The sequence below is a fragment of the Clostridium estertheticum genome, from assembly GCF_011065935.2.
In the GTDB taxonomy this organism is placed as follows: Bacteria; Bacillota; Clostridia; order Clostridiales; family Clostridiaceae; genus Clostridium_AD; species Clostridium_AD estertheticum_A.
Window position 1 is genome coordinate 3,305,884 of the sequence record NZ_JAAMNH020000001.1, and the last position, 19,689, is coordinate 3,325,572.

17 protein-coding genes and 1 tRNA gene are annotated in these 19,689 nt (G+C 31.2%); all 18 read right to left on the reverse strand.

Annotated elements, in window-relative coordinates; translation table 11 throughout:
• Position 1: 1 nt before the first annotated feature.
• The 18 genes from G9F72_RS15700 to pgeF all read right to left on the reverse strand — a co-directional run bounded on the left by G9F72_RS15700 (position 2) and on the right by pgeF (position 19,619).
• Entirely contained in the window at positions 2-1,033 is a 1,032-nt protein-coding gene (locus tag G9F72_RS15700) for an NAD-dependent epimerase (RefSeq protein ID WP_164955591.1), read from the reverse strand.
• Positions 1,034-1,069: 36 nt separating this feature from the next.
• Positions 1,070-2,602, reverse strand: coding sequence for a lipopolysaccharide biosynthesis protein (locus G9F72_RS15705; protein ID WP_164955592.1), 1,533 nt, complete (start codon positions 2,600-2,602; stop codon positions 1,070-1,072).
• Positions 2,603-2,644: 42 nt separating this feature from the next.
• Positions 2,645-3,730 (reverse strand): glycosyltransferase, encoded by a 1,086-nt coding sequence (locus G9F72_RS15710; RefSeq protein ID WP_164955593.1) that lies wholly within the window; start codon positions 3,728-3,730, stop codon positions 2,645-2,647.
• 18 nt (positions 3,731-3,748) lie between these two features.
• Complete coding sequence (locus tag G9F72_RS15715) at positions 3,749-4,819, reverse strand: glycosyltransferase family 2 protein (RefSeq protein ID WP_164955594.1); 1,071 nt, start codon at positions 4,817-4,819, stop codon at positions 3,749-3,751.
• A gap of 386 nt (positions 4,820-5,205) precedes the next feature.
• Positions 5,206-5,281 (reverse strand) — tRNA-Pro (locus G9F72_RS15720).
• Between the two features lie 112 nt (positions 5,282-5,393).
• On the reverse strand, positions 5,394-6,872 hold the full coding sequence (gene spoIVA / locus G9F72_RS15725; RefSeq protein ID WP_164955595.1) for a stage IV sporulation protein A: 1,479 nt from the start codon (positions 6,870-6,872) through the stop codon (positions 5,394-5,396).
• 156 nt (positions 6,873-7,028) lie between these two features.
• Positions 7,029-8,021: an NAD(P)H-dependent glycerol-3-phosphate dehydrogenase gene (locus tag G9F72_RS15730; RefSeq protein WP_164955596.1), complete on the reverse strand. Its 993-nt coding sequence runs from the start codon at positions 8,019-8,021 to the stop codon at positions 7,029-7,031.
• 1 nt (position 8,022) lies between these two features.
• Positions 8,023-9,339 carry a ribosome biogenesis GTPase Der gene (gene der / locus G9F72_RS15735; RefSeq protein WP_164955597.1) on the reverse strand — a complete coding sequence of 439 codons (1,317 nt, stop codon included), beginning with the start codon at positions 9,337-9,339 and terminating at the stop codon, positions 8,023-8,025.
• Positions 9,339-10,697 (reverse strand): DUF512 domain-containing protein, encoded by a 1,359-nt coding sequence (locus G9F72_RS15740; RefSeq protein WP_411955960.1) that lies wholly within the window; start codon positions 10,695-10,697, stop codon positions 9,339-9,341. The genes der and G9F72_RS15740 overlap by 1 nt, the downstream gene beginning before the upstream one ends.
• A gap of 307 nt (positions 10,698-11,004) precedes the next feature.
• A complete protein-coding gene (locus tag G9F72_RS15745) occupies positions 11,005-11,829 on the reverse strand; it encodes a substrate-binding domain-containing protein (RefSeq protein ID WP_164955599.1) in 825 nt (274 codons plus the stop codon).
• A 122-nt stretch (positions 11,830-11,951) separates the two neighbouring features.
• Positions 11,952-12,608 (reverse strand): phosphate signaling complex protein PhoU, encoded by a 657-nt coding sequence (gene phoU / locus G9F72_RS15750; protein WP_164955600.1) that lies wholly within the window; start codon positions 12,606-12,608, stop codon positions 11,952-11,954.
• Between the two features lie 23 nt (positions 12,609-12,631).
• Positions 12,632-13,384: a phosphate ABC transporter ATP-binding protein PstB gene (gene pstB, locus G9F72_RS15755; protein WP_224676142.1), complete on the reverse strand. Its 753-nt coding sequence runs from the start codon at positions 13,382-13,384 to the stop codon at positions 12,632-12,634.
• Between the two features lie 13 nt (positions 13,385-13,397).
• Positions 13,398-14,285 carry a phosphate ABC transporter permease PstA gene (gene pstA / locus G9F72_RS15760; RefSeq protein WP_164955602.1) on the reverse strand — a complete coding sequence of 296 codons (888 nt, stop codon included), beginning with the start codon at positions 14,283-14,285 and terminating at the stop codon, positions 13,398-13,400.
• Positions 14,285-15,181 carry a phosphate ABC transporter permease subunit PstC gene (gene pstC / locus G9F72_RS15765; RefSeq protein WP_164956054.1) on the reverse strand — a complete coding sequence of 299 codons (897 nt, stop codon included), beginning with the start codon at positions 15,179-15,181 and terminating at the stop codon, positions 14,285-14,287. The genes pstA and pstC overlap by 1 nt, the downstream gene beginning before the upstream one ends.
• A gap of 248 nt (positions 15,182-15,429) precedes the next feature.
• Positions 15,430-16,317, reverse strand: a complete 888-nt coding sequence (locus G9F72_RS15770) for a phosphate ABC transporter substrate-binding protein (protein WP_164955603.1) — start codon at positions 16,315-16,317, stop codon at positions 15,430-15,432.
• A 156-nt stretch (positions 16,318-16,473) separates the two neighbouring features.
• The gene (gene pnpS, locus G9F72_RS15775) at positions 16,474-18,177 is read right to left on the reverse strand and encodes a two-component system histidine kinase PnpS (protein ID WP_164955604.1); all 1,704 of its coding nucleotides are present in this window, start codon (positions 18,175-18,177) and stop codon (positions 16,474-16,476) included.
• Positions 18,178-18,179: 2 nt separating this feature from the next.
• On the reverse strand, positions 18,180-18,875 hold the full coding sequence (locus G9F72_RS15780; protein ID WP_164955605.1) for a response regulator: 696 nt from the start codon (positions 18,873-18,875) through the stop codon (positions 18,180-18,182).
• A gap of 30 nt (positions 18,876-18,905) precedes the next feature.
• Positions 18,906-19,619: a peptidoglycan editing factor PgeF gene (gene pgeF, locus G9F72_RS15785; protein ID WP_164955606.1), complete on the reverse strand. Its 714-nt coding sequence runs from the start codon at positions 19,617-19,619 to the stop codon at positions 18,906-18,908.
• Between the last annotated feature and the right edge of the window lie 70 nt (positions 19,620-19,689).

The following is a 19,689-nucleotide window of genomic DNA, read 5'->3' on the forward strand; positions in this document are numbered from 1 at the left end:
TTTATATCTTATAAAAATCTTTATACCAATCTACAAACTTTCCTAATCCACTTTCAATGCTTGTACTAGGTTTAAAGTTAATGTCCCTTTCCAAATCCGACACATCTGCATAAGTTCTAAGCACATCACCTGTTTGCATTTTCATATATATTTTTTCTGCTTTTTTACCTAGTTTATCTTCTATAACTGAGATGAATTTTTCTAATTGTACCGGCTGATTATTACCAATATTATAAATTTTATAAGGTGCAAAGCTACTGCTTAAATCATCTTTAGTTTCATCATAATCAGGTTTACCCCTGGGAGCTAAGGGTATCAGTTTATATATCCCTTCTACAATATCATCAACATAGGTGAAATCTCTCTCCATTTTCCCATGGTTGAAGACTTTAATTGGCTGGCCACTGAGAATTGCATCTGTAAATAAAAAATATGCCATGTCTGGTCTTCCCCAGGGACCATATACAGTAAAAAATCTCAAACCCGTTGTTGGGATTTTATAGAGCTCACTGTATGCATGGGCAAGTAGCTCATTTGATTTTTTAGTTGCAGCATACAGACTCACGGGGTGATCTACATTGTGGTTAGTAGAAAAAGGTGCTTCCTTGTTTCCACCATAAACTGAACTTGAAGATGCGTACAGTAAATGTTTTACCGGGTTATTTCTGCAGGCCTCAAGTATATTTACAAAGCCAATAAGATTGGAATCCACATAAGCATATGGATTTGTAATACTGTATCTTACTCCAGCCTGAGCAGCTAAATTAATAACGTAATCAAATTTATGGCTGTTAAATAAATCATCTATAGCTTCTTTATCCTTTAAATCTATTTTATAAAAACTAAAGTTCTCATGCTTTTTTAATAAAGCTAGTCTTCCTTCTTTAAGTGCTACGTCATAGTAATCGTTCATATTATCTATTCCTATAACTTGATATTCTTTTCCAATTAATAGTGTAGAGAGATGATACCCTATAAACCCTGCGGCTCCTGTAATTAAAACCTTCAAATTTTTATTACTATTTGTATCCATAAATAACTCCTTTATACTTCTTATTTTTACATTTTATTATATGTTAAATTTATGAACTATTTTAATGGCAACTTCTTTTAAATATTTAAACTCTTTAGTTTTAAAAAATAACAGTATTATTATTATATTAGGAATAAATAAGCAAAACAATCCTCTTTCTAAAATCAATAAAAATCCACCAGTCTTAAGAATTGAACACGATAATTCAGTTATTAATCCAGCGCCAATTGTAACAAATACATATATTGCATACTTTTTAAAGTAGTTGCTAATAGGTATTTTAAATACATTTCTATATAAAACAAATGGTTCCACCCAAAAACTTGTTGTAATTGTACTTATAAGTGTACCTAAAAACACACCTACAATACCAATTCTATGAACTAAAAATAAGGACATGCCTAAATTTATAATGGCTGAAAATAGTGGCCTATACCTGTCATTCCAAAATAATCCCAAGGTATCCCTATAGGTCAAACATGCATTCCTCATTCCACTTACAAAGAAATTGATTATAATTACAAATACAATATAATTATTCATCACAAACTTATCGCCTAGCCATGTTTTAATAAATGGGTTAATTAAAACCCAAAATGATATACTGCAAAAGCTATACAACCAAAAATTCATAAAAAATAGAATGTCAAATACATTTTTTGATTTTTCAGTGTTCTCATTTGCATTAAGGTTTCCAATACTGGCAAGTAATGAACTGAATATTTGGCCTAAAAGGCCTTCTATCTTACTAATTATTAAATAATAATTAGAATATAAGCCTACCCAATATACTCCTACAAATGCAGAGATTAAAATGTTATCTGTTCCACTAATTATAACTGAACTTAATTTATGAAAGGACATAGCACCAATGTTTTTTATTAAAGCTTTTTTATCCTTTTTATCTAGATATTCTTTTTTACCTTCTTTTAAAAATGGATACATCTTATTTGCTTTTCTAGAAATAGCTACGTTTGATAATAAAGTAAATATAATTTGCAAGGATAAATATAAAAAATAATTTTTTGTTATAATTAACAATGATATTTGAACAATGTTTTGAACTAGAGAATAAGCATATTGAGTTAAGGTAACAATATACTGTTTTTGATCTGCTATAATAATGGAGCATTTGTAAGAGAAAAAATATGAGCTAACTGAATTTGCTAAAAACATTATATATATAAGATTTAGATTTGGAATATTAGGTTTATCTTTAATTATAATGTTTAAAAAGGGTACCAGTGCAAGTCCAATAACAGCTGTGGTAACACCGATGATTCGGTAAATTGAAGCATACATATTCATCAAGGCTTTGGTTTTTGTCTCATCTTTTTCAGCTAGGGGTTTATACATACTGAATATTATCGCACTTCCAATTCCTAATTCTGTTAGCGACAACATTGATAGCACATTTCCCAATAATCCACTTATACCAAGGTAATTAACCCCTAATACACTTATAAAAACCGAACGTCCTACAAAGCTAATTAACAGGTTAATAAATTGTCCGCCCATAGCAACCAAAATATTTCTAATAGAATTTTTTGTTCTTGTTTCACTACTCATATTTACTCCCTCAAAATTCACTTTTGCTTATTAGGGTTTATTCTAAAATTTAAGCAGGTTTAACCACTTTTTAAATATCTTATCTTGTGATAATTCTTCCCTAATTTTAATTGCATTTTTTGATAACTTATCGCTTAAGTCTTGATTTTCTATAAGCTCTTTCATTGCAGAATACAATGCAAAGGCATCTCCAACCGGAACTAACAATCCGTTTTCATAAGGCTTAATAAACATTCTAGCGCCACCAGGAGGACAGTCTGTACATATAGAGGGTAGCCCTATGGCTAAGGCCTCAAGCATTGAGTTTGAAATCCCCTCGTAATCTGAGGAGGAAATAAACATTGCACTGTCAATAATCTTAGAATGTATGTTTATAGCATAATCTTTAAATGTTACTTGATCTTTACAGTTAAGCCCCTTTGCATATTCTTTTAACTCTTCTTCCTGCTCACCTCTGCCGTAAATGGTTAAAGTGTAGTTTGGGTAGTCTTTGGCTAGAAGCTCAAAGGCATTAAGTAACATAGGAATATTTTTTTGGGGAGCTAACCTACAAAAACTTACGATTTCCTTTGTTCTATTGCCATTATATCTTTGAGGCAAATCCTTCTTTATGGGATTAGGTATTATAACGCCCTTTTTTTGAATTTTCTTAGGGAAATAATCCTTAGCATTATTTGTTTGAAATACAATAATATTTGCAAATTTATAAGTTAAATCTCTAATTTTTCGAAGTTTTTTTGTGTCCGGAAAATTCTTTGGATCATTACGCTCTGAAAGAATTAATTTTGTCTTCTTTAATAATAAGCTAAGAACTAAATACCTATTTAACGCCGGCATTGCTAAAGAAATAACTGTGCCGCTACCAATCTTATTTAATAGGTCTTTTAAACTTTTCAAATTCTTTATATATTTTAAGACTATGTTACCTGATTGTGGTAAGGTTAAATAATGCTTTTTTATATTATTGTTAATCTGATACTCATTATCAGATTTTTCTAGTATTATTATATCTACCTGGAATCCATTATCATAAAATGAATTAGCGAGTACAGATGTAACTCGTTCTGCTCCACCTGAAGCTAAACACTCTATACAAAATGTTATTTTTTTATCCTGCTTTTTTATCATAGCTTTTCTCCTTAGTTATCAATTAGAAGTTTTCGTTTTATGACCATTAATACTGTAATATTTCCAAGCAGCAATTAAATAATAAAAGTTGCATAAACAAATCAGAGAAAATAACCTACACTTTATTTCCATCCTAACTCCTAATTTTCTTTTTTTAAAAAAGGTTTTAGTAGCCTTGCTAGTAATAAGTTGGGAGGTATTTTTCCTATAAATTTCAGCTTTAGATATCTCTTTTAATTTAATATGGATTGTATTTATATCTTCACCTGACTTTACTACATAATAAATAGCTTCTTGTATCAACACATAAAATAATAGGGGTAAAATTTCTTTAAGCTCCTCAGATTTTCCTGCCTCCTCTGAATGCACGCTAAACTTTTCAAATAAGATATAGGATTGCTTAAGATTAGGTTGAGAGGAATGCATAATAGAATTATCCCTTTGCAAATAGTTATAAAGGGAGTCTTTTAAAGAAAATATTACATTTATGTGACATAAAAAATAAAGATTAAAAAGCAAATCTTCTGAGAATACTTCTACATTCTTCTCAAATTTCAGATCATTTTTTATTATTATTTCTCTCTTGTAAAGCTTATTCGTAACTTCGTGTCCATGTACATAAGGGAAGTAATAGGAATAAAAGTATTCCTTGAGGCCTATATCATTTAAGTTAAAAGATTGATTTTCTAGGTGAAGACAATTCTCTTCTTCCCGATCCTTATAAACTCTACGATAATTACAAATTACCAAATCCGCAGCTACCTTTTTTGAAGCATTGTACATTTTTTCAATCATAGTAGGATCTATCCAATCATCAGAATCTACAAATAATATGTAATCGCCAGTAGCAACACCTAAACCCACATTTCTAGCAGAAGAAAGTCCACCATTTTCTTTATGAATAACTTTAATACGAAGGTCCTGGTTTGCATAAGATTCTGCAACTTGTCCACATTTATCCGGTGAACCATCATCCACAAGTATTATTTCAATGTCCCTAAATGTCTGACATAAAATAGAAGTTATACATTTATCAATATACTCTTCCACCTTATAAATAGGTACAACAACACTAACTGAACAAGACATTTAAATCACCCTCCCCTTCGTAGTCAGCTAAAAGCTACCCATTATTATTAGCATATTATTATTCTATCACATAATTAACATAATGTTACAAATTATTATTGATTGCATCTTTTTTCTTATATTAAGAAAGATAAAATTATAAATTTAAGGCAAAAATCAAAACCCCAGTAGCCATTACAGTTACTGGGGTTTGTTTGACACACCTTACAGGAGTCGAACCTGCGACCAAGTAGTTGTAAAGTGATGTTTTAAGCAATTTAAAGTAGTCCTCAAAGTGTCTTAAATGCTCACTTATTTTATTTCATTTCAAAATGATTACCGTACTTTTTCTTTATTTATCTCCATACTATTTTAATATCCAACTGACTAAAGCCCTTTATTTTCAATGGTCTGAGTGACAAGAATCGAACTTGCGACCTCATGAACCCCATTCATGCGCGCTACCAACTGCGCTACACCCAGTTAACAACCTTATTATAGCATGAAGTTTTATATTGATTCAACATTAAATTTAGCTTTGAGTTATAAGAAAATTTCCCTATAACTCAAAACTACTATATAATAATAAATATTATTATAATATAATACAAATTAAGCTGCCATTGCCCTCATTTATAATTCTTTGTAGCGTCTTTTGGATTTTTACTTGGACATCATCAGGCATCTTAAATAACTTATTTTGAAGACCTTCTTTAACCAATACTTCTAAAGATTTACCAAACATATTACTCTGCCAAATTTGAGATTTATCGTTTTCAAACTGTTCTAAGATGGATTTATAGAATTCTTCACTTTGCTTTTCTGTACCCATAATAGGTGATACTTCAGTGGTTATATCTGCTTTAATAAAGTGTAACGATGGTGCAGAAGCCTTTAATTTAACACCATATCTACCACCATGTTGCACTATCTCAGGCTCTTCTAATGTCATTTCTGAAAGCTGTGGTGCAACTAAGCCATAACCTTTTTCCTTTACATCCCTTAGTGCGTCTGCAATTTTATCATATTCAACTTTTGCTCTAGAGAATTCACCCATTAATGTTAATAGATCATTTTCCCCTTTTATTTCTCGATCACAAGTTTCACCTAAGATTTTGTAAAATAATTCGTGTTTAGGAATTATATTAACCCTAGCAGTTCCTTCTCCCATATTCATTTCATCAAGTCTTGCAGAATCTAAAAAGTCAACTTCACTAAAACTTAGTAGAGATTTATTTATATCTCTAACTTTAAAAATGTCCTTGCTCATATCTTTTAAAAACTTCATAAAATTAATTTTTACCCAATGCTTAGAACTTAAGTTTTCAATCCATTCAGGCATATCTATGTTAATTTCTTTAACTGGAAATTCTCTAAGAATTCTTTGGAATATATTAGCAATATCCTCTTCTTTCATGTTTAGAACATCCATAACTTGAACTGGAACATCATATTTTTCTTCCAATTCTCTAGCTAAAACTTCCGTTTCAGGAGCAGCAGCATTTTTAGAATTTAACACCATTATGAAAGGTTTATTGATAGATTTAAGTTCATCAACTACTCTTTTTTCAGCATCTAAGTACTCTCCTCTTTCTATACCTGTGATGGAACCATCTGTAGTAATTAAAAGACCAATGGTTGAATGCTCATTTATTACTTTTTTTGTTCCAAGCTCTGCCGCTTCCTCAAATGGAATCTCATAATCATACCAAGGAGTTGTAACCATTTTAGGTGTTTCCCCTTCTTCGTATCCTAGCGCTCCTTTAACAATATAACCAACACAATCAACCATTCTAACTTTGAATTTAGTACCACCGTCAAAATCGATTTCAACTGCTTCGTTGGGTACAAATTTAGGTTCAGTGGTATGAATTGATTTTCCGGAACCACTTTGAGGAAGTTCATCTTTTGCTCTTTCTTTTTTATGAGGATTTTCTATTCTAGGAATTACCATAAGCTCCATAAATCTTTTTATGAATGTTGATTTTCCAGTTCTTACTGGACCCACAACACCTACATAAATATCCCCTTGCGTTCTCTCTGCTATATCTTTGTATATATCAAAATTATCCAAGATATACCCTCCCAATAATTATTATTAACATTATAAATATATTTTAGAGAACAATAAATTATTACTTCAGATTAAAATAATATAAAAAAACCCGATTTTTCATTAGTTTCTTAACGAAAAACCGGGTTTTAATATTTGTGATATTATAAAATGTCCTTAAAACTCATCTTTTTTATTTCTTGACATAAGTTCGTGTACTCCATCTTTTGGGTCTTTACCTTCAAATAGTACTTTGTAAAGCACATCAGTAATAGGCATAGAAACTTTTGCTTTTTCTTTAAGTTCATAAAAAGCTCTTGTGGCTTTTATACCTTCAACCACCATTCCTATTTCCTCGCAAGCTTTCTCCATTGGAACACCCTTTCCAATTAAAATACCAGCTCTTCTATTCCTACTATGCATACTAGTACAAGTTACTATAAGATCACCCATACCTGTCAAGCCATAGAAGGTTTCCGTTTTACCACCAAGAATAGTGCCTATTTTTATAATTTCACTCATTCCTCTTGTCATAAGTGCAGCTTTTGAATTATCACCGTAGCCTATTCCATCTGACACCCCTGCAGCTAGTGCAATAATGTTTTTAACTGCTCCACCTATTTCTACTCCAATAATGTCTTCATTAGTGTAAACTCTAAATTTACTTGTCATAAATACATCTTGAACTATCTTTGCATATTCCATTTTTTTAGATGTAACTACTACTGTTGTAGGTATATCTAAGGAAACCTCTTCTGCATGACTAGGACCTGAAAGTATAACTATAGGGTTACTCGGAATCTCTTCTTCTATAACTTGCGAAATCCTTTTTGAAGAACCCTCTTCGATTCCTTTTGCAATGCTAACCACAATTTGATTCCGCTTTAAATATGGTGCAATTCTCACACTTAAGTCTCTTATTGCATGGGATGGCACTGACAACACAATTATGTCGCTACCGCTTATAACCTTTTCTATATCAAGGAATGCTGTTACTCCTGATGGTATGATAACCTTGGGCAAATATTTAATATTTTCTCTTTTTATGTTAATATCATCAATAACACTAAGTTTTCTGTCCCATATGTTAACTTTAATTCCTTTTTTTGCAAGCATTACCGATAATGCGCTGCCGAAACTTCCACCACCTAAAAAAGCAACTTTTAACATTCTATTCCTTCCTTTCCCTAAATATAAGCTTTATACCTGTTCCCATAAATTCAAAGGCATTTCTCAATTGATTCTCTAAATATCTCTCATAAGAGAAGTGTAGTAAATTTTCATTATTTACAAAGAACACAAATGTTGGTGGTTTAGAAGCTACTTGAGTAACATAGAATATTTTTAATCTCTTGTTTGCTACTGTTGGAGGCTCCTTCATTAGTACAGCCTTATTTACAACCTCATTAAGTATGCCTGTAGAAATTCTTTTTGAATAATTTTCATAACATTCTTTTACTGTTGAAAGTACCTTATGTACTCTTTGACCTGTTTTTGCAGATATAAATAAATAAGGTGCATATGCCATAAAGTTTAACCCTGCTTGTATTCTCTTTTTAAACTCAAGCATAGTTTTGTCATCTTTTTCAATAAGATCCCATTTATTTACTATTACCAAAATAGCCTTTTTCATCTCATGAGCATAGCCTATAATTTTCTCATCTTGATCACTTAGTTCTTCTGTAGCAGTAATCATAAGTATAACTACATCAGCTCTCTCCACTGCTGCTAATGATCTAATAACACTATATCTTTCAATTCCCTCTTCTACCTTACTTTTTCTTCTTATTCCTGCAGTATCTATAAGAACAAATTTTCCTTCTTCAGTTTCTATTTTACTATCAATTGCATCTCTAGTTGTACCTGCAATTTCAGTTACTATATTTCTTTCTTCTCCAAGCATTCTATTTATCAAAGATGATTTACCAACATTCGGCTTGCCTACCACTGCAACTTGAATATATTCTTCATCCTCTGTTTTTGAATACACACTGTCAAAATGTGATACTACCTCATCTAACATATCTCCAAGTCCAAGTGCTTGAGTTGCAGAGATAGCAAACGGCGTCCCTATACCTAAATTATAGAATTCAAATGCATTTGCTTCTAGTTGAAGATGGTCTATTTTATTTACAACGAGTACTATTGGTTTTTTGCTCTGTCTAAGCATTTGAGCAACTTCATAATCTGCACCTGTAAGACCTTGCTTACCGTCTACAATAAATATTATAACATCTGATGTTTCTATAGCTATTTGTGCCTGTCTTCTCATTTGCGCCAAAATGATATCTTGACTTTCAATTTCAATACCACCTGTATCAATTAGTGTGAAATTGTGCCTAAGCCAATCTGCATCAGCATACACTCTGTCTCTTGTTACACCGGGTTTATCATCAACTATTGATATTCTTCTACCTGCTAACTTATTAAATAAGGTAGATTTGCCTACATTAGGCCTTCCTACTATTGCTACTATTGGTTTTGCCATTATTCTTCCTCCCGACTATTTTGGTTTATTATATGGATTAAATCTTCTCCTGAATAATCACATATTAGAACTTTTGTATTTAAGCTTTTTTCTAAATCACTTACTGTAATATTATCTAAAAATATTTGCTGATCATAGTCACCTAATTCATATCCACTTTTCAGCATATTACTAGGAATTATTACATAGTCCCCTAGCTTTTCATCTTTTAGCTGCTCTATTATATCTGTTCCTGTTAAAAGACCTACTACTGTAATGGTTTCTCCAAAAAATGTATTTACAATTTTTTTAACTCCGATATTAATTTTATTATTGATTGCAGTAATTTTGTGGGCTACCTTTAATATTTCTACGTAGGCTGAAGACCCAGTTACAAAGGTAAAACTTCCACTATTATTTGGTGCAAGGCTTGATACATCTTCATCTATAACACTTCTAAGCATCCTTATCATGCCAATTCCATCCTCTAACTGATCATACCCATCATAGAAATCTTCATCAGGTACATCAATTCCAGCTGTAACATAAAATTCATCAGACAACCTTACAAAAGGTGAGCCGATTTCATTAATATATTTTTCTTGTAATTCACGTATACCTTCAATTTCTTGCGTCGCAGTATTCTTATCATACAAGGTTAAATTATATAAGCCTTCCCTATACTTTGTTATTCCAACGGGTACAACCGCCAAATTTTCAATGTTTGGATAAAGTTTATATAGGTCCTCAATAGTTTTTAAAAGTTCCGATCCATTATTAATACCTGGACAAGAAACTACTTGACAATTAATTTTAATGGAAGCTCCAGCTAGTCTCTTTAACCTATCATAAACATCTCCAGCAAATTTATTGTTTAGCATTATCTTTCTGAGCTCTGGATCAGTAGTGTGAACTGAAACATTAATAGGGCTTATCTTATATCGAATTATCCTGTCTATATCCTCTTCCTTCATATTAGTTAAGGTTACAAAGTTACCTTGAAAAAATGATAATCTTGAATCATCATCTTTGAAATATAGTGTTTCTCTCATTCCTTGTGGCAATTGATCAATAAAACAGAATATGCACTTATTATGACAACTCTTGGGCTTATCCAAAATGGCATCAATAAATTGGATTCCTAAATCTTCATCATATTCCTTTTCAACTTCAATCTCCCAAACTTCTCCGTCTACCTTCTCAATTTCAATGCATATAAGTTCATCTGTAATTAAAAATTTGTAATCAATTATATCTATTACAGCATTGCCATTTATACTAATTAATCTATCTCCCACTTCTAACTCAATTTCTTCTGCAATACTTCCTGGAAGTATCTTAGCTATCTGATTTTTCATTTTTACCTCCTGTTTAACAATAACCTTTAATGTAAAAGGCTTTATGAGGAATTAGAAATAATATACTAAAATTAAATATTTTTTTAAAATATATAGTACTACACATATAATATTTAATTTATAATAAGCAATTAGTTTAATAATAAATTATAGCATTCCATTAAGTTATATTACATGAATTCAATATTTAAGTCAATGTTATTAGTCTTTAAAAGAAGAAAAAGTGCATATATCGCAAATTTTGCGCTTTTTCACGTATTTACAGTAGAAGATTTGTGATTAATAGATAATTTACTACAGAATAAAAATACCTCCTAAGAAGGAGGTACTAAAATGCTTCTATGCAATATTTTCTTATAATTTTCTTACCATCTTCACTTTTAAAATACTGAAAAAGATCCTTTAGACTATCTTTTTTTTCTTTCGAATAATACATTTGTATTGGAAATCTTAGATAATATAATTTGTTTTTTATGTTTGAGTTGGTAATTTCAACACCACTTAATTTTAAAAACACATTTTCTTTATTATACCACTGTCCTGGCATAATGCCTATAGCATCTTTATTCTGAGCAACAAAATTTTTCATTTCTTCTACACTGCCTACATACTGCATAGTACTGCTCAGTTGTTCTTTTATAGGATTATCCATTATTTTTATATTAAATTCATATTGAACTGAATTCATAATGCTTTTAAAAGCTACAGGTACTATTGTTTTTGATTCGCCCTTTAGCTTTTCCCAGTTGACTATATTTCCAGTGTATATTTTTTTTAAGTCGGAAATCCCCAAACTATTCACCTTATTACTAGTGTTAACAATAATGCCGATACCATCATAAGCTAACATTTCGCCTTCAATTTTCTTATTATCTGTCTGAACATATCCAATTAATATATCCACTTCAGAATTGATTAGTTTATTAAAAGCACCTTCTCTGTCAATGGATTCTATAGTAACTACAGGGTCATTATTTAAATTATAATCCCGTACTAAGTCATTTACCATGGGAAAGACTGTATCCTCACAAATTATTTTAATGCTTTTAGGTTGCTGGTCTTTGATTTTTGTATCTTTTTTACATCCTGTACTTAGCATTAAAATTGTAATGCTGAAGATTATCAAAAGTGGCTTTAAATTTTTTTTTTTCATAATCACTACTCCACTACAATATTTTAAATAAATATCTAACCATATTCATAACTAACCATAGTATTTGGTTAGCCAAATTTTAATATTTATTGTACTTGTAGTTTCTGTATTTCATGTGAAAACTATTCGTTTAAATTAACTTTTTCTCCAGTAACTAAATAAATTGTCCATTCACATATGTTTGTCGTATGATCAGCAATTCTTTCTAGCCACTTACAAATAAATAAAAATTGGGTAGCTTGATTTACTGTCTCTTGATTTTTAAACATTAATTGTAGAAGTTCTGTAAATATCTCCTTATATATATCGTCTACTTGGTCGTCTCGTTTGCATACTTCATATGCCTTTTCAACATCTCCTGCCACGTAAGCGTCCAAAGAATCCTTTATCATAAGTATTACTATCTCAGCCATTCTAGGTATATCTATTAGTTGCTTTATATATTTTTCATCTTTTAACCTTACTGTAATTTTAGCAACATCCACAGCATAATCTGCCATTCTCTCAAGGTCTGTTACTATTTTTGTTGTGGTAAAAATATTTCTTAAATCTATTGCTAAAGGCTGCTGCATGGCGATTAATCTTATTGCTTTATCTTCTATTTCTCGTTCCAGTGCATCAACTATGTCATCATTTTCCATTATTTTTTCAGCCTTTTCTGCGTTCTGTGAAACTAAGGCCTCAATGCAGTCATGAATTTGTTTTTCCACCATACTTCCCATTCTAATTAAATCATTATGAAGTTCTTCAAGACTCGCTTCAAATACTTTTCTAGCCATATTATCACCTTCCTATTTATATTTTAACCAAATCTTCCTGTAATATAATCCTCTGTTCTTTTATCTTGAGGTTTATAAAATATATTTTCCGTTTTTCCATTCTCAACAATTTCTCCATTGAGGAAAAATGCTGTATAATCAGAAATTCTACCTGCTTGTTGCATATTATGCGTAACAATTATAACTGTGTACTTTTTTTTAAGCACATCCATTAACTCTTCAATCTTTAATGTGGAAATAGGGTCTAAGGCAGAAGTTGGCTCATCCATTAGTAAAACCTCAGGTTGCACTGCTAAAGTTCTAGCTATGCATAGACGCTGTTGCTGTCCACCAGATAATCCTAGTGCACTCTTTTTAAGCCTGTCTTTTACTTCATCCCAAAGTGCAGCTCCTTTTAAACTATCCTCTACAATTTCATCAAGTTCTTTTTTATTAGTTAGGCCGTGAATTTTAGGGCCATAAGCTATATTGTCATATATTGACATAGGAAAAGGATTAGGTTTTTGAAATACCATTCCTACTTTTTTCCTTAAATCTATAACATCATAATCTGGACTGTATATGTTTTTATTTTCGTATAACACTTCTCCATCTATTTTAACAGAATCTATTAAATCATTCATTCTGTTGATAGTACGTAAAAATGTTGATTTACCACAACCTGATGGTCCTATAAGTGCAGTAACTGAATTTTTCTCTATATTAATACTTACATTTTTTAGTGCTTGAACATTTCCATAATATAGATTCAAATTCTTTGCTATAACTATTCCCATGTTGCTTACCTCCCTATTTACTTCCTGTATGTGATTCATATAATTTTTTGCCGATTATTCTTGCAGATACATTAAATATAAGCACTGCTATTATTAAAACTGCTGAAGCACCGTTTGCTATCTTAGCAGCATCAGGCACCATTCCTTCAGAATTAAGCTTCCATATGTATACAGACAAAGTTTCAGCGGGCCTTAATAAACTATAAGCTGAAGCTTTACTGGTTAAGCTTAAATTAGTAAAATTCAAAGTTGGTGCACTCATACCTGCAGTATAAAGTAATGCTGCTGCTTCTCCAAATATTCTCCCTGCTGCTAGTATAATACCTGTTAAAATTTGAGGCATTGCAGAGGGTAATACAACATTTTTAATAGTTTGCCACCTAGTTGCACCTAGGCCCAAACTGGCTTCTTTAACACCAAACGAGGCTGCTTTAATTGCATTTTCACAAACTCTAGTCATACCTGGTAAATTTATTATAGTTATTGCTAGTGCTCCAGCAATAAGAGAATATCCCCATTTTGTCATGTTAACAAAAACTAATAGTCCAAATAAGCCGACTACTATTGAAGGTAATGATGCCATAGTTTCTATACTTAATCTAATAATGTTTAATAGCTTGCCCTCTTTTGCGTATTCAGCTAAATATATTCCAGCACCTACCCCAAGTGGTACTGTAATCATAAGAGTTACTACGAGCAGATGAATTGAGTTATATAATTGACGCCCAATACCTCCACCAGCTTCGCCAATTTTTGGTTCACCAAATAAAAACTTTAAATTCAAGGATTGTCTTCCATTGTATATTATATATCCTATAAGGCTTATTAGCAAAAGAATTACTAAAGCAGAAATTATATATAACACTATAGTTGCAATTTTATCTTTAACCTTAGAATTCATTATATCTCACCTCGTTTTCCAAGTTTTCTAATTATAAGTATAAATACAAATGATATTATTAGTAATAATAGTGCCATTGACCATAATGCATCATTCCATGCTGTACCATAGATTGTATTTGCCATATCCATAGTTAGTATGCTTGTTAGTGTAGCTGTTGTTCCAAGTAACCCCTTAGGGAAAGTAATTGAGTTTCCAATAACCATTTGAACTGCTAGTGCTTCTCCAAATGCTCTTGAAACTCCAAGCACTATCCCTGTTAATATCCCACTTTTAGCTGCAGGAATAATTACTCTAATTATAGTCTGCCATCTAGTTGCCCCAAGACCATAGGATGCTTCTATATAATCTTTAGGTATGGTTTTTATTGCATCTGAAGAAATACTTGTTATTGTTGGTAAAATCATTACGCTAATAACTAATACTCCTGCAAGTAAACTAAACCCAATTCCTCCAAAGAAAATCTTAATAATAGGTACTAATACACTTACTCCTATCCAGCCATAAACAACAGAAGGTATTCCCACAAATAGCTCAACGGCAGGCTGAATAACTTTTGTGCCGAGTTTTGGTGAAATTACATTCATAAATATGGCTAGCGCTACCCCTATTGGTGCACTTACAAGCACTGCAAGGAAAGATACCACTGTTGAACCAATAATAAATATCAAAGTTCCAAATTGAGGAGTTAAAGATTCTCCACTCCCCTCTGGATTCCATTTTCCTGAGAATATAAAATTAAATATTGAATATCCATGCTTTATAAAGGTATTTAAGCCTTTAGTAGTTAGGAATAATATGATTGAAAAAGTAAGAATGACTATAATCGCACCACAAAATATTGCAAAACCACGTCCTAAATATTCATTTTTAAGATTTATAAACATTTTTTTCATATCAGCTTTAAGGTTTAAAAACATTGGTTTCCTATCATTTTTTTTCATATATATTTTACCTCGAAAAATTATTTTAACCATATTTCAGAAGGAAAGTCCGCCATCTTCCATAAATGAGAACTTACTACCCTATTAAAAAAACTTCGGTGTGGGGTATAAATCTCCTTCTAAGATCGTTAATAGGACAAGCACCGTAGGTTATGATTTAATGCAAATAAAGACTGGTTTTAACCAGCCTTTTGAGAACATTAATCTCTTTTAGCCTTCATATCTGCCATCGGAATATATCCTAATTTTTTTATTCCAGCTTTCATTTCATCACTTAGCATATAATCTAAATATGCTTTTGTTAATCCTGTAGGTTCACCTTTAGTGTACATATGCTCATATGCCCAAATTTTATATTTATCTGTGCTTATGTTTTCTGCATTTGCTTCAATACCATCAATTTTCAATACGTTTAAGCCTTGTTTATTAGCTGCATCAGAGAAGTATGATAATGCTAAGTAGCTTATTGCTCCATCTGTTTTTGTAATCATTCCTTTAACAGCTCCACTTGAATCTGAAGTTAAGCCTGCCACTTCTTCCTTACCATCCAATCCAAATTGTTTAAATGTCGCTCTAGTTCCTGAAGATGCTGGTCTATTTATAACTGTAACTGCTATGTCAGCTCCGCCAACTTCTTTCCAGTTTTTTATCTTTCCTGTAAATATATCTACTAACTGTTGCTTTGTTAGTGATTCTACTTTAACTTTTGGATTTGTTACCGCTGCAATTCCTATAACACATACCTTATGATCTTTTAATGCAGTTGCGTCAATTCCTGCTTTGTCTTTTGCATAAATATCTGAATTACCTATTTCTACACTACTTTCTAACACTAATTTAAGTCCTGTTCCACTTCCGCCACCTTGAACATTTACATTTGCTCCTGGGTTTTTATCTAGGAAACTTTTAGCTCCGAGTTCAGCTAAAGGCTGAAGTGCAGTTGATCCTGCTGCAGTTATTGAACCTTTTAATTCAGCTGTTTTAGTTTCAGGTGTAGTTGCCGTTTTGCCTGAACAACCCGTGAAAATTCCCGCTGTCATTGCAACTACTATTGCAGCCACCATAAATTTAAAGTTTTTTCTTTTCATTTATAATTCCCCCGTTCATTAATTTTAATTTCTTAATTAACTGTTCCTTACACTTACAATATTATACCCTGAAAGTTAACTTTGTATTATGTAAAAGTTAATTTAAGTTTAACTAATGTTAATTAAACTTTACAATGGAGGATTTTCTTATTGATATTATTCAGAATAGGGTATTTCAACTATGAATTTACTACCTTTGCCCAGTTCACTTTCTACATATATTTTTCCATTTAATTGAAGTACAATATGTTTAACAATAGCAAGACCCAGTCCTGTGCCTCCGTTTGATCTGGAACGAGCCTTATCTACTCTGTAGAATCTCTCAAAAATACGTGGAATTTGTTTTTTAGCTATTCCGACCCCAGTATCTACTACATATAGAATAAATCCATCCTCTTTGTTCTCAGTTCCAATGCAAACACTATCACCTGTTTCTGAGTAGTTTATTGCATTGCCCACTAAGTTAATTAACATTTGTTTGAATCTATCAGCATCGCCTTTCAAAATTTTAATGTCTTGTTCTTGTATTGTTAACTTTATTCCTTTTACATCTGCCATGTTTTTCATCAAATTGTAGACGTCTTTTACAATTTTATTAACATTAATTTTTTCCTTTTTAATTCCCTTTTGTTGTTCTATGTGTGAAAGTGTCAAAATATCTGTAATTAATCTAGTCAATCTTTCAGCTTCTTCATTTATTATATTTAAAAATTTCTCCTTAGTTTCAGCATCATCTACATATTTTAATGTTTCTGCAAATCCTTTAATAGATGTTAGTGGAGTTTTAAGCTCATGTGAAACATTAGCAACAAATTGTGTTCTCATTTTCTCTAATTTTTTCACTTCAGTAATGTCTTGAACTACAGCCACTGTACCAATATGTTCATTTCTGTTAATTATATCTGCAGTTTTTATTCTGAGTTCTCTTTCTTGTGGCCAGACTATCTTTATTTCTTTATAATCATAATCACTTTGATGGAAAATATCCTCAAGCTCAAAATCTCTAATATTATCTAGAAGGTTTTGCCCTATAATATCTTTAGTGATTCCAAATATTTTTTTAGCATAGGGATTAATCATTATCACTTTGTTTTTCCTATCAACAGCAATGACCCCACTGTCCATACTCTGCAAAATAGCCTCTAGTCTGTTTTGCTTGTCTGTAACTTCATTTAAAGTAAACTCTAGTTTATCTGCCATCTCATTAAAATTCTTAGCTAGTTGCCCTATTTCACCATCTGCTAATATCCTAGCCCGTCTACTAAATTCACCCTTACTAATTCTTGAAGTAATAAAAATCAAGTCTGTAATTGGTTTTACTATAATATAGGATAGCTTTAGAGAAAACCAAATTGACATTAGAGCTGAAAAAAATATGGCTAGAAGATAAAACTTAAAATATTTACTACCAAGCCCATTTACAATTTTAAGTGGCATAGAACTTCTAATAATAAGACCATCATCAAAAACGGTGGCAAAATACATCATATTTTTTTCCGTAGACGTACTATATCTAACTGAAAATCCACTGCCACTTTTTCTTGCTTCTATTATTTCTTGCCTATCATTGTGATTAGGCATAGTTTCTCCATTTACAGCTGAATCATAAATAACTTTCCCCTTCTTATCCACATAGGTTATTCTCAGCTCGGAACCCGCTAAGTTTTTCACGAAAAATTTTTCAGGGTCTTTTAAATTTTTACTTTGTAACAAGCTAATTATCATATTATTATTTATTTGAAGTTTATCTTTTAGACTTTGTTGATATTCATAATTAAAAATAGATACAAATAAAACAGTTACTACTGCAAATATAAAAATTACTGTACTGAGCAAATATATAAGTAATTTTTTTTTCATAATCAATCACCAAAATTAAATCTATATCCTATGCCTCTAATAGTTTGGATATAAGCTGGATTTTTATCATCTACTTCAATTTTTTGTCTTAAATGTCTTATATGAACGTCGACAGTTCTTGTTTCTCCTAAGTATTCATAACCCCATATTTTGTCTAATAGAAAGTCTCTAGTCATAACTCTACCTTTATTTTTTATTAGAATTTCCAATAACTCAAATTCTTTTAAGGTTAAATCAACTTTATTTTCACTTTTAATTACCTCATGTTTACCAAAGTCAATAGCCAAATTGCCGATATTGAAAGTCTTTTCAACTAGCTGCATATTGGTTCTTCTAAGTATAGCTTTAATTCTTGCAACTAGCTCCCTTACTGAAAATGGCTTGGTAATATAGTCATCTGCACCTAGCTCAAGTCCTATTATTTTGTCTATTTCTTCACCTTTGGCTGTTATCATAATTATTGGCATATTTGCCATAGATGAGTCTTTCCTAATTTCCTTGCACACATCCAAGCCATCCATTCCAGGCAACATCAAATCTAGTAACATCAATTGTGGCAATTGTTCTTTAACAAGTTTTATAGCCTCTATACCATCGCCAGCGCATATAACCTTATACCCACTTTTCTCAAGATTAAATTTAATTAACTCCTGTATATGTTCTTCATCGTCTACCACTAATATTTTTTCTCCAGCCATGTTAATCCCTCCAAATTTTTCTTAATTAATCTATAGTGTTAAATATACAAAAGAAAACATTCTCCCTTGCTTATTTTCACTATTTCTATAGGAATATAATTCAAATTGCTTATTACAGACAGTACAAGTATTTGTAGTAGTAATATTTTCTTCTTTAATACCTTTTTCAACAAGCTGTGACAAAATACACTTTTCTAAATCCAATTTATTGTTATTGCTAATTTTAATATTACTATATATATTCTCACTAGTAAACTCTTCTATAAGCTCCTTGCTAACTTCATAGCAGCAACCACCAATATGTGGGCCAATGTAAACCCTAATATCCACAACATTTGAGCCATAATTTTCTTCTAGTCTTTCGATAGTTTTACTTACGATTAATGCTTTTGTACCTTTCCAACCGCTATGTATAGCGGCAATTGCACCTTTTTTAGTGTCTACTAAAATTACTGGAACACAATCTGCTGTAAAGACACCTATAGCTGTTTCGATTCTATCTGTTATTATTGCATCACCATCATTAATTGTTCCATCAAAATTGAAAATTATGTCACTGTGAATTTGATTTAAAAAGCCTATATCTTGTAAATTGTAATGTTCCTTAATTATTTCTAGATTTAGTAAGCCTTCCTTGGTATTTTTATTAAAGTCTAGTCTATCTTTTGCTGTAGAAAACAAAATCACTGCATTCTCATACTGAAATTTTATAAATTCATAATTATTAATAGTTTCAATTTTCATTATCTCACCTCATTATATGATGGCCATATTAAAATTTTGTAATTTGTCAAAGTACAAAAAAATGCCTAAG

Excerpts from the sequence above, each read along its gene's own strand:
- pstC (WP_164956054.1), bottom strand. The coding sequence starts at position 15,181 with ATGAAAAAAATGTTTATAAATCTTAAAAATGAATATTTAGGACGTGGT.
- G9F72_RS15745 (WP_164955599.1), bottom strand. The coding sequence starts at position 11,829 with ATGAAAAAAAAAAATTTAAAGCCACTTTTGATAATCTTCAGCATTACA.
- pstA (WP_164955602.1), bottom strand. The coding sequence starts at position 14,285 with ATGAATTCTAAGGTTAAAGATAAAATTGCAACTATAGTGTTATATATA.
- pnpS (WP_164955604.1), bottom strand. The coding sequence starts at position 18,177 with ATGAAAAAAAAATTACTTATATATTTGCTCAGTACAGTAATTTTTATA.
- G9F72_RS15705 (WP_164955592.1), bottom strand. The coding sequence starts at position 2,602 with ATGAGTAGTGAAACAAGAACAAAAAATTCTATTAGAAATATTTTGGTT.
- G9F72_RS15770 (WP_164955603.1), bottom strand. The coding sequence starts at position 16,317 with ATGAAAAGAAAAAACTTTAAATTTATGGTGGCTGCAATAGTAGTTGCA.
- pstB (WP_224676142.1), bottom strand. The coding sequence starts at position 13,384 with ATGGGAATAGTTATAGCAAAGAATTTGAATCTATATTATGGAAATGTT.
- G9F72_RS15700 (WP_164955591.1), bottom strand. The coding sequence starts at position 1,033 with ATGGATACAAATAGTAATAAAAATTTGAAGGTTTTAATTACAGGAGCC.
- der (WP_164955597.1), bottom strand. The coding sequence starts at position 9,339 with ATGGCAAAACCAATAGTAGCAATAGTAGGAAGGCCTAATGTAGGCAAA.
- G9F72_RS15780 (WP_164955605.1), bottom strand. The coding sequence starts at position 18,875 with ATGGCTGGAGAAAAAATATTAGTGGTAGACGATGAAGAACATATACAG.
- phoU (WP_164955600.1), bottom strand. The coding sequence starts at position 12,608 with ATGGCTAGAAAAGTATTTGAAGCGAGTCTTGAAGAACTTCATAATGAT.
- G9F72_RS15730 (WP_164955596.1), bottom strand. The coding sequence starts at position 8,021 with ATGTTAAAAGTTGCTTTTTTAGGTGGTGGAAGTTTCGGCAGCGCATTA.
- G9F72_RS15710 (WP_164955593.1), bottom strand. The coding sequence starts at position 3,730 with ATGATAAAAAAGCAGGATAAAAAAATAACATTTTGTATAGAGTGTTTA.
- G9F72_RS15715 (WP_164955594.1), bottom strand. The coding sequence starts at position 4,819 with ATGTCTTGTTCAGTTAGTGTTGTTGTACCTATTTATAAGGTGGAAGAG.
- pgeF (WP_164955606.1), bottom strand. The coding sequence starts at position 19,619 with ATGAAAATTGAAACTATTAATAATTATGAATTTATAAAATTTCAGTAT.